Source organism: Pedobacter jamesrossensis, from assembly GCF_042650905.1.
In the GTDB taxonomy this organism is placed as follows: domain Bacteria; phylum Bacteroidota; class Bacteroidia; order Sphingobacteriales; family Sphingobacteriaceae; genus Pedobacter; species Pedobacter jamesrossensis.
On record NZ_JBHSBY010000031.1, the window covers coordinates 19391 to 31976 of the forward strand.

Annotated in this window: 16 protein-coding genes; 8 read left to right on the top strand and 8 right to left on the bottom strand. The window is 33.6% G+C overall.

Annotated features, from left to right (window positions below; genetic code table 11):
* The 7 genes from ACFOUY_RS05890 (at position 1) to ACFOUY_RS05920 (ending at position 4064) form a co-directional block, all read left to right on the top strand.
* Entirely contained in the window at positions 1–765 is a 765-nt protein-coding gene (locus ACFOUY_RS05890) for a Rossmann-like and DUF2520 domain-containing protein (RefSeq protein ID WP_378959548.1), read from the top strand.
* Positions 766–805: 40 nt separating this feature from the next.
* A complete protein-coding gene (locus tag ACFOUY_RS05895) occupies positions 806–1138 on the top strand; it encodes a 2Fe-2S iron-sulfur cluster-binding protein (RefSeq protein WP_378959549.1) in 333 nt (110 codons plus the stop codon).
* Positions 1139–1175: 37 nt separating this feature from the next.
* Entirely contained in the window at positions 1176–1418 is a 243-nt protein-coding gene (iscX, locus tag ACFOUY_RS05900; protein WP_378959550.1) for a Fe-S cluster assembly protein IscX, read from the top strand.
* Positions 1419–1451: 33 nt separating this feature from the next.
* A complete protein-coding gene (locus ACFOUY_RS05905; protein WP_378959551.1) occupies positions 1452–2015 on the top strand; it encodes a KdsC family phosphatase in 564 nt (187 codons plus the stop codon).
* A 266-nt stretch (positions 2016–2281) separates the two neighbouring features.
* Positions 2282–2668, top strand: a complete 387-nt coding sequence (locus ACFOUY_RS05910) for a hypothetical protein (protein WP_378959552.1) — start codon at positions 2282–2284, stop codon at positions 2666–2668.
* 76 nt (positions 2669–2744) lie between these two features.
* On the top strand, positions 2745–3308 hold the full coding sequence (locus tag ACFOUY_RS05915; protein ID WP_378959553.1) for a Maf family protein: 564 nt from the start codon (positions 2745–2747) through the stop codon (positions 3306–3308).
* A gap of 57 nt (positions 3309–3365) precedes the next feature.
* Positions 3366–4064 carry a hypothetical protein gene (locus ACFOUY_RS05920; RefSeq protein ID WP_378959554.1) on the top strand — a complete coding sequence of 233 codons (699 nt, stop codon included), beginning with the start codon at positions 3366–3368 and terminating at the stop codon, positions 4062–4064.
* Here ACFOUY_RS05920 and ACFOUY_RS05925 read toward each other — a convergent pair.
* From ACFOUY_RS05925 to ACFOUY_RS05940, 4 genes are all read right to left on the bottom strand, one after another.
* Positions 4059–4973: a Ppx/GppA phosphatase family protein gene (locus ACFOUY_RS05925; RefSeq protein WP_378959555.1), complete on the bottom strand. Its 915-nt coding sequence runs from the start codon at positions 4971–4973 to the stop codon at positions 4059–4061. The genes ACFOUY_RS05920 and ACFOUY_RS05925 overlap by 6 nt on opposite strands.
* A gap of 2 nt (positions 4974–4975) precedes the next feature.
* Positions 4976–5692 carry an SDR family NAD(P)-dependent oxidoreductase gene (locus tag ACFOUY_RS05930; RefSeq protein ID WP_378959556.1) on the bottom strand — a complete coding sequence of 239 codons (717 nt, stop codon included), beginning with the start codon at positions 5690–5692 and terminating at the stop codon, positions 4976–4978.
* 118 nt (positions 5693–5810) lie between these two features.
* Positions 5811–7151, bottom strand: a complete 1341-nt coding sequence (locus ACFOUY_RS05935; RefSeq protein ID WP_378959557.1) for an ABC transporter permease — start codon at positions 7149–7151, stop codon at positions 5811–5813.
* A 3-nt stretch (positions 7152–7154) separates the two neighbouring features.
* The gene (locus tag ACFOUY_RS05940) at positions 7155–8051 is read right to left on the bottom strand and encodes an ABC transporter ATP-binding protein (RefSeq protein WP_378959558.1); all 897 of its coding nucleotides are present in this window, start codon (positions 8049–8051) and stop codon (positions 7155–7157) included.
* Positions 8052–8621: 570 nt separating this feature from the next.
* On the opposite strand from ACFOUY_RS05940, the gene ACFOUY_RS05945 reads away from it, so the two are divergent.
* A complete protein-coding gene (locus tag ACFOUY_RS05945) occupies positions 8622–9470 on the top strand; it encodes a DUF6882 domain-containing protein (RefSeq protein WP_378959559.1) in 849 nt (282 codons plus the stop codon).
* Between the two features lie 92 nt (positions 9471–9562).
* Here the strand turns inward: ACFOUY_RS05945 and dnaJ are convergent, their stop codons facing one another.
* The 4 genes from dnaJ to ACFOUY_RS05965 form a co-directional block, all read right to left on the bottom strand.
* A complete protein-coding gene (gene dnaJ / locus ACFOUY_RS05950; RefSeq protein WP_378959560.1) occupies positions 9563–10726 on the bottom strand; it encodes a molecular chaperone DnaJ in 1164 nt (387 codons plus the stop codon).
* A gap of 85 nt (positions 10727–10811) precedes the next feature.
* Complete coding sequence (locus tag ACFOUY_RS05955) at positions 10812–11393, bottom strand: nucleotide exchange factor GrpE (protein WP_378959561.1); 582 nt, start codon at positions 11391–11393, stop codon at positions 10812–10814.
* 265 nt (positions 11394–11658) lie between these two features.
* Positions 11659–12342, bottom strand: a complete 684-nt coding sequence (locus tag ACFOUY_RS05960) for a cell division ATP-binding protein FtsE (protein WP_378959562.1) — start codon at positions 12340–12342, stop codon at positions 11659–11661.
* A gap of 1 nt (position 12343) precedes the next feature.
* Entirely contained in the window at positions 12344–12547 is a 204-nt protein-coding gene (locus ACFOUY_RS05965; RefSeq protein WP_378959563.1) for a fructose-6-phosphate aldolase, read from the bottom strand.
* Positions 12548–12586 lie beyond the last annotated feature (39 nt).

Below are 12586 nucleotides of genomic sequence, written 5' to 3' on the forward strand. Positions count from 1 at the left end.
ATGAACATTGTTTTATTAGGCTCTGGTAATGTAGCAACGCATTTAGCAATTGCATTAAAAGCAATTGGTGAAAATATTGTACAGGTTTTTAGTCCTAATTTTGATAATGCAAAACAACTTGCTGATAAAGTAAATAGCGAAGCGATTAATCAAACTTCTGAAATTGATAGTCAAGCTGATTTATACATTATTTCGGTTAAAGATGATGCCATTGTAGAAGTTGCAGCTGGTTTATCTAAAGTTAAGGGCTTAGTTGTTCATACTTCTGGCACAACAGATATTAAAGTTATTTCATCACTAGTTAATAAGGCTGGTGTTTTTTATCCTTTGCAAACTTTTTCAAAAGCAAAAGATTTAAACTTTAATAATATTCCGCTTTGTATTGAAGCTACAGATAGTGAACAGCTTGAATTATTGAACGAATTAGCGCATAAACTTAGCAAAGAGGTTTACAAGTTAGATGGCGAAAAGAGAAAGGTATTACATCTTGCGGCTGTGTTCGCTTGTAATTTTACTAATCATTTGTATGCAATGGCCAATCAGTTATTGATTAAAAATGATTTAGATTTTGATATAATCAGACCATTAATTGCTGAAACGGCTAATAAAGTTTTAGTTGATTTGCCGGAAAATGTTCAAACTGGGCCAGCAGTTAGAAATGATGAAAGTACTATGAATAAGCATTTAAGCATGCTTTCAGACCTGCCTGAATTGCAGGAAATTTATCAAACATTAAGCACCAGCATTAAATTAGCACACAAATAGTATAATTGCGGGTTTTGCTTATTACTTTTGCAGAATAATTATGAGTATTTTTAAACTAAAAATAAATTTTGAAGAAGCAGACCATGAGTCGATAGAATTACCTATCGCAGCTGGAGAATCTGTTTTAGATGTTTGTCTGGATAACGGAGTAGACCTTCAGCATAACTGCGGTGGTGTTTGCGGATGCAGTACCTGCCACGTTTATGTAACAAAAGGCATGGATAATATTGAAGAAATTTCTGATAAAGAAGAAGATTTTATCGATAGAGCTGTTCATCCGAAAATTACTTCACGCTTGGGTTGCCAGTGTGTAGTTATCAACGGCGATATAGAAGTTACCATTCCCGACCAGTCAGGTTTTATGGGTCACTAATTAAGCCAAAAAACATTAAACTTTATAACAAAACAACATGAATAACGATAAATTCGCTTTACCTATTTACTGGAACGATTATGAAGACATTGCAATGTCTTTATATGAGAAATTTGGCGATGAATTTACTGAAACAAAAATTTACCGCATCCGTTTTACTGAACTTTTAGACTGGGTATTAGAGTTGCCAAACTTTAAAGGAACTCGTGAAGAAAGCAGCGAAGGCCATTTGGAGCAAATTCAAACTGCCTGGTGCTACGAGTGGAGAGATAACCAATAACCACCAACGCCTAAAGGGGATAATAACGAACAAATGGAGCAGAATTTTACAAGCACTGGTTGGAAAAAGTCCCCTTTAGGGGATTTAGGGGTTATTTCTACCTTTATTTTTGATGTTGATGGTGTACTAACTGATGGCACTGTTCAGGTAACTGATAATGGGCAATCGTTACGCACTTTTAATATAAAGGATGGTTATGCAATGCAACTAGCTGTTAAACGTGGCTATAACCTTTGTATTATTTCTGGTGGCGATGGAATTGCTATGGCTAAACGTTTTTTAAACTTAGGAATTACTGACGTTTTCTTAGCTGCCGGTGATAAAGTAGATATCTTTAATAATTATCTTTCTGATAAAAATATCACACCAGCAGAAGTACTTTATATGGGCGATGATATTCCTGATTTAAAAGTGATGAAGCTTGTTGGCTTACCAACTTGCCCTGCAGATGCTGTTGAAGAAATTAAATCAATTTCTACTTTCATATCTCCATACAACGGAGGTAAAACTGCTGTTCGCGATATTATTGAAAAGGTAATGAAAATACAGGGAACATGGTATGATGAAAATCCAAATGCTGCTGATTCTGGGAAATAAGCCTTATTTTACCTCAGCTTTTTTGTAAAAAACCTTCCTTTTCTTGCACAAAAATTCTTTCTAAATAAATTAATTCTCAAATCTTTTTTACCTGTTTGGTTGTTAAAAGATTGGTGTTTAAGTGTTATTTGAATGCAACAAGTAAGTTACAGTTCAGCTTTAAACTATTGCAGGTTTTTGCATTCAAATAGATCTAAAAAACAACCAAAAATATAGACATTCAAAATAAAATTTGAAGCGTTTAAAAACAACTAAAAACAAAAAAGATGAAAAAATTAATGATGATTTGTGCTTTGTTATTCTCGGTAATAACTTATGCTAATGCGCAGCAAGGTGGTGGTCGTATGGGTGGAACACCTGAAGAACGAGCAAAAAGAAGTACTGATATGTTGGCTGAAAAACTGAAGCTTAGCGATGAGCAAAAAACAAAAGTTTTAGCTATTTATACTGCTCAAGGAGCGGAAATGACTAAAGCTAGAGAAGCAGCTGGTGGTGATATGTCGGGAATGAGGGAGAAAATGACAAAAATGAACGATGAAACTAACACTAAAATCGAAGCTGTTTTAACAGCTGAGCAAAAACCAGCTTTTAAAACCTGGTTAGAAGAACGTAAAAAAGCAATGGAAGCCCGTATGAATGGCGGTGGTAAATAATCCATTAATAAATAATTAAAATAACAAAAGCGGCTTTAGGTCGCTTTTGTTATTTTAGTGGAAAATTAATTTTATTATGCTTCAAAACACACCGATTATACTTGCATCAAAATCTCCACGCAGACAAGAACTTTTGAAACTGATGGGCTTAAATTTTAAGGTAGAGTTAAAGGATGTTGATGAAAGTTATCCTGAAAATTTAAGCCCTGCTGAAATTGCCGTTTACATATCAGAGAAAAAGGCAAAAGCATTTTCTGCCGACGATGAAATTATAATTACCGCAGATACTATTGTGGCTTTAAATGGAGAAATTTTGGGAAAACCAAATGATAAAGCACACGCTAAGGAAATGCTTAAAAAATTATCTGGGTATAAACATGAAGTTTATACAGGCGTTACTTTAGTAAAAGGAGATAAGAAAATATCATTTTATGATGTAACTGAGGTTCATTGTAAAACTGTTACAGAGCGTGAAATCGATTTCTACATAGATAATTATCAGCCTTATGATAAAGCAGGGAGTTATGGTGTACAAGATTGGTGGGGCATTGTTGTGGTAGAAAAAATTAATGGGTCTTACACCAACGTTATGGGCTTGCCAACCGAAAAGCTTTATAACGAGTTATTAAAGTTTATTTAATTTTATTCAGTTTATGGAATAATCAGTTTTATCTCATCATTTGCTTAAAAGATGGAAATGATGAAGACTACAATAACTGAGGTAAAAATAGCAGAACCGTGCTCCCAAAACTGGGATGAGATGGAAAATCGCAATGAAAATAAGTTTTGCCTGTCTTGCCAAAAATGTGTAATTGATTTTTCTGGCTACACAAATGAAGAAATTATTAAAACATTGGCTAATGCAGATTCAGAAATTTGTGGAAGATTATCTCAAACTCAACTTAATCAATTAAACTATTATCTATTGGTAATACCACCAAACAGGAGCTGGATGAAATATCTAGGTGTTTTAGCAATTGGCGCAAGTATTTTTACTCAAGATGCAAAAGCTACCGTTCTTGATAATAAGGTTGAAATTAGTATGCCTGTTAGCGAAAACCCAAAAGTTAAAACGGAAGACATTAAAATCAATCGTATATTTTATGGCTTTATATTTCTAGGAAAGGATAAGCCTGCTGTTGGACTAAAGTTGCAAATAAAAAACACAAAGTTTACGGCGATAACTGACAAAAGTGGCCGTTATCAATTCATAGTTGATGATAATTTCGACCGGAAATCTAATGTTTTGATTATTAAAGAATCTAAGTTCGTTACAGAATTTCCAATGAATTTTAATAGTCCAAAGCAAAATGACTATTATCCATCAACTATTACTGAACCTATGGTTTTGGGAAAGATAATGTATGTGCCAAAAAAGGGCAATAAATTTTTATAACAGGCTTGCTAACACGCCCATTTTTAAGTCATATGTAGACAGTGTTAGTTTATTCAGCTTTGTCCTGCCCATTACATAATTTGTAATTAGTGCCGCTACAACTATCATATCAACACGTAAAGCAATCATTCCGGGCATCGAAGCTCGTTCGTTGTGTGTACTATTTATAAGTTTTAGACTAATTGCAATGTATTCTTCATAATCGAATTTATAAGTTTTAGTCGTGCTTATATCGATTGTTTGATTATTTTTTCTGATAATAAGTTCTGCAAAAGTTTCAAAAGCACCTGCTGAGCCAATTAATATCTTTGGCTGATATTTTTCGCATACTTCGAACAAATCTGCAAGTTGATTTTGGATGTGATTTAAAATTGAGTTTTTGTCTTCATCGCTAATTGGGTCTGATTTGAAAAATTGCTGCATTAACCTTGCGGCACCGGTATCATAACTTTTCTTCCAAATTAATTTCTCCATATCGCAGAGTATAAACTCTACGCTTCCTCCACCAATATCCATAATAAGAGATAAATCTTCTATGGCTCCGCTTAATTTAACGCCGTTGTAAATTAATTCGGCCTCATCATCGCCGCTAATAGTTTTTATATCTATACCTGCAAGCTCTTTAGCGCTAAAAACAAAATCTAAACCATTTTTCGCACTTCTAACAGCTGAGGTAGCAGTTGCTTTAGTAACCTGAACATTAAATTCTGCAATGGTTTGGCTAAATTTCTTCAATGTTTCTATTCCTCTTTCAAATGCCGCTGGAATAATAATATTATCATTTATTCTGCCTTCACCCAATTTTACCGGAACATTCGTTTTGTATAGAATCTCATAGTTTTTCCCATCAGATTTTGCTATAAGCAAATGAAAAGTATTGGTTCCTAAATCGATTACAGCAAAGCGCATATTTATATTTTTGCTAATAAATATCGGGGTAAAATTTTAGAAATCCATGCAAATAACCTCCATCTTTTGCTTACATAAATCACATGGGCATTTCTTTCTATGCCATTAATAATTTGATGAGCAGCTTTTTTTATTGGCGTTACCCAAAATAGGTTATCTCCTTTTGCCATTGCGGTATCCATAAATCCAGGGCGGATATCTAAAATGTGAACGCCTAATTTTTCTTGTTTCGATTTTTTTGATAAACCTTCCAGGTAATTAATCTGGTAAGCTTTTGATGCGCTATAAGCCGGAGCTTTTTCGTTTCCTCGTAAACCTGCAACAGATGTAATTGCTGCAATATAGCCATGACCTTGCCGTCTAAAATACTCGAAAGACCAAGTAATTACGTTTGTAAAAGAACCTACATTTGTTTTAATGGTGTCTTGCTCAATTTGATTATTTAAATCTTCATTTATTTCGCCGTAGCCTGCACTGTAAATTAGCATATCAAAGCCATCAAGTCTCGCAATTAAAGCGCCTAAGTTTTCTATCAAATTAGGTTCGTCGTTTACATCAAAACAAGAAGCGAAAATCTTATTAGGAAGTAAAGCTTCTATTTCGTTTAATAAAGTTTGTCTTTTACCAGTTATGCCTACCGTGTAACCTGCATCAGACATTTCCAATGCAAGAGCTTTACCAATGCCAGAGGTTGCGCCAATAATGATAACTTTTTTCAAAGTTTTGAGAATCTAAAATTTACAAGGAATAATTTTTTATAAAGGTAAGTTCTAAATATCTTTATTCTCTGTATGTTTAAATTGATTTTTTAAAGCTGTTAAAATATGCCTTTTGTTATTAGTTCTTATACCAAAACCATTTCACCATTTCTTTAAAACTTGCCTTTTTACCATACATTAAAATACCAACTCTGTATATTCTTGCGGCAAACCAAACCGTACCAATAAAGCCAATTATTAAAATAAACATTGATAAAGCCAGTTCCCAGTTTGGTACACCATAAGGTAATCTTACTACCATGGCAATCGGTGAAGTAAAAGGCATTATCGAGAGCCAAAAAGCTACATTGCCATATGGGTCGTTAGTGACTACGCTAAGTGAAAGTGCGTAACCTAAAAGTAGTGGCATCATTACAGGCATCATAAATTGCTGCGTCTCTGTCTCGCTATCAACGGCCGAACCAATGGCTGCATATAATGCACTGTAAAAAAGGTATCCACTTAAAAAGTAGAAAATAAAAACTAAAATAATTTTACCTAAATCTAAATTTTGTAAACTCTTTTGTACATTCCCAAGAGGGCCATCATTCATGGCAGCCGCCTGAATTTGCTGAGCAGAAGGGTTTGCTGCCGAAATTTGAGCAGTAGAGGTAACCATTTTTTTAGCATCATCTTTACTTACAAAAACAGTAACAGCTAAAGCAGAAATGGAAAAGGTTAGCACTATCCAAAGCAAAAATTGTGTTAAACCAACCATAGCAATGCCGATAATTTTACCCATCATTAATTGAAAAGGTTTTACCGAAGAAATCATGATTTCAATAATTCGACTGGTTTTCTCTTCAATAACCCCTCTCATCACCTGCACGCCATACAGCATAATAAACATAAACATCAACACGCCAGCAACAAAAGCAATTATAGTGCTTGCTCCAGCACTACTATTTTCTTCTTTACCCGAATCACCAATTTTCTTTGTATCAATGCTAACATTGCTTTTCAAATTATCTAAATCAGTTTGAGAAATACCCGATTTTTTAAGTTTATAATCTCGGATTAAATCTTCAACGGAATCAGAAATTTTTCCGTCTAATGATAAGCCAGCTTGCTTGGTTCCGATTAATTCAATGCCTTTAGGTTTGTCAATATCAAAATCGGGGAGGTACAAAATATAGTCATAATCACTTTTACTAAGGTCTTTCTTTAGCTTTTCAAAAGAATCGTTAACATAAACATAAGTTACGTTTTTGTTCGATGTTAGTTTTTCTGTTAAGATTTTGTTCTCGCTTATTACTGCAATTTTATCTGTTTTATCGTTAATGCCTTTAATAGAGAAATAGATTATCAAACCATAAAAACCAGCTATAATTAATGGCGTTAAAAATGTCATTAAAATAAATGATTTCTTTTTAACTCTCGATAAATACTCTCTTCGTATAATTAGTAAAATTTTGTTCATTGCTTATTTTTTTACACGTTCAATAAAAATATCGTTCATATTTGGGATAACTTCAGCAAGTCGGTTTATTTTAACAACAGGAAGCATCAGGCTTAAAACATCATTAGCTGTATAAGTACCCCTAAGCTTAAATTTTAAACATTTGCCGTCTTTCGTTTCGATGGTTTCCAAAACATCAAATAATTCTGTATTTGTAAAGTTAGCTTCGCCTGAATACTCAATAACATAGGTGTTATTCCTGTATGAAGCCTTAATATCATCAATGGCACCATCCAATATCTTTTTCGATTTATCTATCAGTGCAATGTTATCGCAAAGTTCTTCAACACTTTCCATTCGGTGCGTAGAAAAAATAAATGTGGTGCCTTTTGCATTTAATTCTAAAATTTCATTTTTAATCAAATCTGCATTTACTGGGTCGAAACCTGAGAAAGGTTCATCAAGAATAATCAATTCGGGGTTATGCAGAACAGTAGCAACAAACTGAACTTTTTGCTGCATACCTTTGCTTAAATCTTCAACTTTTTTATTCCACCAGCTTGCCATATCTAGTTTTTCGAACCAAAACTTAATTCGTTTAGTCGCCTCAGCGGTACTTAGTCCTTTTAATTTGGATAAATAGAGTACTTGCTCTCCAATTTCCATCTTTTTATATAAACCGCGTTCTTCAGGCAAATATCCAATTTGATTGATGTGGTTAGAATTAAGCTTTTGTCCGTTAAGTATAACTTCGCCACTATCTGGTGCTGTAATTTGTGTAATAATTCTAATTAACGATGTTTTTCCGGCACCATTAGGGCCCAATAATCCGAAAATTTTACCCTGTTCAACTTCCAAACTCACATCATCAAGCACACGATGAGTTGCATATTGCTTTACAATATTTTTTACACTAAGCATAGTTAAAGTTTTAGTTATGTATTAGTCGCAAAAAGAAGCGAAAGGTTACAGAAAATAATCGGTTTTTGAAAAGTAATTTCAGCAGTATCTTCGTTCTAATAGTGCTTTAATATATCATAATCTTCGCAGTTAATACCTGCCACTTTTATCAATTTAATATTCTTCATAAATAAAACGAAAATTATATGTTTTGATTACTTAGCCCTCGAATATGTAATTAATATTTTTACATGAGTGCTTTGTATTTCTTTTATTTTGGGTTAGCAATAAAAATCATTTTTTTAGGTGCAGATTTCGTGTAATAAAAATAATAGTTGAAATAATATAATGACTTGACTTTTAGGGTTTTATATGTTTTTTATTATAGTGTAAATGTTTGTTCGTCAGGTTTTTGTGATAAGGATTTTGCATTGTACGATTAAAAATTTACTTTCAATTCTATTATAGAATAAATAGATAGATAGCGCTACTTTTTTTACCATCTGAAAAGAGATAACATATTATTTTTAGGTTGCATTAGATGAACTTAAAGAATGTTAGAATATTTAATTACAGCTTAAATAATTACATATGCTGCAAAATGTAAAAAATATTAATCAAAATAGTTTAGATGGTGTTTATCCTGCCTCTGATAACATTCGCCTAAGTTATAATACTTTTGTTAGCCAAGTAATTCCTAGCAAAATGAATTTTTTAAGAAAATTTTTCTCTCGTTCTGAAGAAGAAATAAAACCTGCTAAAGTTGTTTCTATGAAATATCCTCATTTCTGTAAATCAGAAAAGGAGCTTATAGAAAGATTCGGAGGAATTGCTTTTGATAAGCAAATTGATGTAGCAGAAATTATCGGAGAAAATAGCTGGAGTTTAGATATGATTAACTGTGAAATTAACTTCGGCGATAATCTGGTTATCCCTTTTCAAATTTTAGGCTCCTTTTCTCGTTCATCGCAAAGTTGGCTTTGGTCTTGGGCAAATACTCAGGCAGAGATGGCTAACGACTCTTTAGACCATGCATTTAAGCTTAAAAAGTACGGAGAAGATAATAATATCGATTTTTTAAAAAATGATCATTTTGAGGCATCAAATATAGATTTACATTTAATCGGGCTAACTGCATCAGGAATGATGAAATCAAGCGGATATTATATTGCCGATTATGGTAAGGGTGCTATGGTATTTACTTTAAAAAGTGACGCTATAGATAAGATAGCTAAAAATTCCCATGAAAGAATTTTAACCGTTTTTCCTCAGTTAATTTCCGATTTTGATGTCGAACATAAGGCAGCATTAAAATGTTATTTAGAAGAGAAAGGATACAAAATCTCAGTAGAGGAGTATAAAATGACTGGTGTAAAAGGCACTAACCGAATAACTGCTGAATTTGATAAAGATAATATATTAACCAAGTTGAGTGGCTAAAAGCCAATATGAGAAACTAAAAAACCGATGTGAAAACATCGGTTTTTTTAGTTTATAGAATTTAACCTTAATAACTTATTAGGCTAAATTTATTATTCGAAATATTCTTTCATTCTATCGAAGAAACTCTTTTCGTTTTTACCAGGTTGTGGTTTAAAGTTAGCAGAATCGCGAAGTTTTTCTAAAATACTACGTTCTTCACTACTTAAAGCTTTAGGTGTCCAAACGTTAATATGAATAATCTCATCGCCTCTGTTATACGAATTTACTTCTGGTAAACCTTTTCCTTTAAGGCGTAAAAGCTTCCCACTTTGTGTACCCGGTTCGATTTTAATTTTTGCCTTACCATCAATTGTTGGTACTTCAATACTTATTCCTAAAGCAGCATCAGCAAAGCTTAAGTGTAAATCGTAAACGATATTATTGCCTTCGCGTTTTAATGTTTCGTGCTGAGTTTCTTCAATTAAAATAATTAAATCTCCTGGTACTCCACCGTTTGGTGCTGCATTACCTTTACCACTCATGCTTAATTGCATGCCTTCGCTAACGCCGGCCGGAATATTAATTGTAATGGTTTCTTCACCACGAACAACGCCATCTCCATGACAAACATTACATTTTGCAGTAATTTGTTGTCCGCTACCGTTACAGGTTGGGCAGGTAGATGCAGTTTGCATCTGGCCTAAAATGGTATTAGTAACTCTTCTAACTTGCCCGCTACCACCGCAAGTACCACAAGTGCTTACCGATGATTTATCTTTAGCGCCTGTTCCATCGCAGGTTTTACAAGAAATAAGTTTGTTAACTTTTATCTTTTTTTCTGCTCCATGAGCAATTTCTTCAAGTGTTAATTTAACTTTTATACGCAGGTTAGAACCTTTAGCTACCCGGCGTCCGCCACGTTGCTGGCCACCGCCACCTCCACCAAAGAAGCTTTCGAACGGGTTATGGCCTCCAAAAATATCTCCAAAATTACTGAAGATATCATCCATATTCATATTACCACCACCGTAACCTCCAGATGCACTGCTGCCAACGCCAGCATGACCGAATTGATCATAACGTTGCTTTTTCTCGGGATTACTTAAAATTTCATAAGCTTCTGCAGCTTCTTTAAACATATCTTCTGCAGCTTTATCGCCTGGGTTTTTATCCGGGTGATATTTGATAGCCATTTTACGATACGCTTTTTTAATCTCGTCTGCAGGGGCGCTTTTGGTAACGCCTAGTACATCATAATAGTCTCTTTTACTCATCTTTTATTTAATGAATGAATGAGAGAATGATTAAATGAGAAATTCTAGTTCGACCATTCAAAATTCTTTCAATCAAAATTATTTTTTACGCTCCAACTACAACTTTTGCGAAACGGATAACATTATCATTTAAAGTATAACCTTTTTCTACTTCGTCTATTACTTTTCCTTTTAATGCATCGGTAGGAGCAGGAATGTTTGTAATGGCTTCGTGGAAATCTGTGTCAAAATCTTTGTTAATGCTTTCTACATCTTTTAAGCCTTTTTGAGCCAGTGTGTTTTTTAATTTGGTACTTACCAATAAAATACCTTCTTTAACAGGTGCAACATCTGCAGCTGTTTCCATTGCTTTTAAAGCACGGTCGAAGTCATCTAAAACCGGTAGAAGTGATACAATTACATCTTTTCCGGCAGTTTGTAATAACTCTACTCGTTCCTTTTGAGTTCGGCGTTTGTAGTTATCAAATTCAGCATATAAGCGTAAGTATTTATCATTAAGTTGCTGTACTTCAGCTTGTAACTTTTCTTCTACAGTTAGTTCTTCAACTTTTTCTGCATTTTCTTGATTATCAGTATTTTCTGAATTTTGTGTTTCAGCATTTTCTGACGAATTTTCAGTATTCATTATATTTTCTTCTGTATCGTTATTTTTCTTCTTATTAAACATAATATTAGGCTGAATTTTTTTGTGTTAATCGCAACTATTTTGCCATAAACGGAAATCAGCCAAGCTGGCAGATTTATTTGAATTTATCTGAACAGATTGGCTGATTGACTGACAATGAATTTGCGATTTGTAGATTTACGAATTTATATTGGCATGATTCTATTTACGGGTTTGGGATTATGATTTTAGATTTGTAACTCTAAAATCAATATTACTATGATAATGTTTTTTTATTTTAAATCGTCAATCTAAACTCTAAAACTCTTTAGACTATTTGTGCATCTTCGTGAACAACTCCACTTTCGCATTTTATTATACGAGAAGGAAAGGTTCTGATGATATGATAATCGTGTGTAGCCATTAAAACAGCAGTACCATTTTGGCTAATTTGCTTTAGTAAGGTTACAATTTCTTCTGATGTTTCAGGATCTAAATTTCCCGTAGGTTCGTCGGCCAGGATAATCTCAGGGTCGTTTAGCAGGGCTCTTGCAATAACGATACGTTGTTGTTCACCGCCCGATATCTCATGAGGCATTTTCTTGATTTTTGAGCGCAAACCCACTTTATCCAACACATCTTTTATACGTTCGTTAATCAGTTTTTCATCTTTCCAGCCTGTTGCCTTTAAAACAAACTCCAGGTTTTTCTCGATAGTGCGATCGGTTAATAACTGGAAATCCTGAAAAACAACCCCCAATTTACGGCGTAAGAACGGTACCTGGCTTTCTTTCATATCCTTTAAATCAAAGCCTGCAATATTTCCGTTTCCACTTCCAATATGCAAATCGCCATATAAAATCTTAAGCAAACTACTTTTACCCGAGCCGGTTTGACCAATTAAGAAAACGAATTCTCCTTTTTCTATATGTAAATTTACGTTTGAGAGTACTAAGTGTTTTTGTTGAAAAACATCAACATTGCTTAAATGAATTACTGCGTTTTCTGCCATTTTATATTTCTAATTTAGCAATTTGCCCAAAAGGCAAATCTTTTACCATTTTCATAATATAGTCTAGTTTATCGCCTAAACCTAATTTATCAAGAGATTTATCAGGCCTATCCACTCTAAAATATGCAAGTAAGGTAAACTTGTCATCTCTAAGTTGAACGTAATCTGGAATTTTGGCGATGCCTTTTACTTTAATGATGTACATTGAGTTCAAAAGTAGCTATTTATGCTGAAAGCTGAAAGA

What these genes read in the sequence shown, in the direction of transcription:
- ACFOUY_RS05890 (WP_378959548.1), top strand. Translation starts at nt 1, where the DNA reads ATGAACATTGTTTTATTAGGCTCTGGTAATGTAGCAACGCATTTAGCA.
- ACFOUY_RS05935 (WP_378959557.1), bottom strand. Translation starts at nt 7,151, where the DNA reads ATGAACAAAATTTTACTAATTATACGAAGAGAGTATTTATCGAGAGTT.
- ACFOUY_RS05960 (WP_378959562.1), bottom strand. Translation starts at nt 12,342, where the DNA reads ATGGCAGAAAACGCAGTAATTCATTTAAGCAATGTTGATGTTTTTCAA.
- ACFOUY_RS05920 (WP_378959554.1), top strand. Translation starts at nt 3,366, where the DNA reads ATGATGAAGACTACAATAACTGAGGTAAAAATAGCAGAACCGTGCTCC.
- ACFOUY_RS05945 (WP_378959559.1), top strand. Translation starts at nt 8,622, where the DNA reads ATGCTGCAAAATGTAAAAAATATTAATCAAAATAGTTTAGATGGTGTT.
- ACFOUY_RS05940 (WP_378959558.1), bottom strand. Translation starts at nt 8,051, where the DNA reads ATGCTTAGTGTAAAAAATATTGTAAAGCAATATGCAACTCATCGTGTG.
- ACFOUY_RS05955 (WP_378959561.1), bottom strand. Translation starts at nt 11,393, where the DNA reads ATGTTTAATAAGAAGAAAAATAACGATACAGAAGAAAATATAATGAAT.
- ACFOUY_RS05965 (WP_378959563.1), bottom strand. Translation starts at nt 12,547, where the DNA reads ATGTACATCATTAAAGTAAAAGGCATCGCCAAAATTCCAGATTACGTT.
- dnaJ (WP_378959560.1), bottom strand. Translation starts at nt 10,726, where the DNA reads ATGAGTAAAAGAGACTATTATGATGTACTAGGCGTTACCAAAAGCGCC.
- ACFOUY_RS05925 (WP_378959555.1), bottom strand. Translation starts at nt 4,973, where the DNA reads ATGCGCTTTGCTGTAATCGATTTAGGAACCAATACTTTTCATTTGCTT.
- ACFOUY_RS05915 (WP_378959553.1), top strand. Translation starts at nt 2,745, where the DNA reads ATGCTTCAAAACACACCGATTATACTTGCATCAAAATCTCCACGCAGA.
- ACFOUY_RS05910 (WP_378959552.1), top strand. Translation starts at nt 2,282, where the DNA reads ATGAAAAAATTAATGATGATTTGTGCTTTGTTATTCTCGGTAATAACT.
- iscX (WP_378959550.1), top strand. Translation starts at nt 1,176, where the DNA reads ATGAATAACGATAAATTCGCTTTACCTATTTACTGGAACGATTATGAA.
- ACFOUY_RS05905 (WP_378959551.1), top strand. Translation starts at nt 1,452, where the DNA reads ATGGAGCAGAATTTTACAAGCACTGGTTGGAAAAAGTCCCCTTTAGGG.
- ACFOUY_RS05895 (WP_378959549.1), top strand. Translation starts at nt 806, where the DNA reads ATGAGTATTTTTAAACTAAAAATAAATTTTGAAGAAGCAGACCATGAG.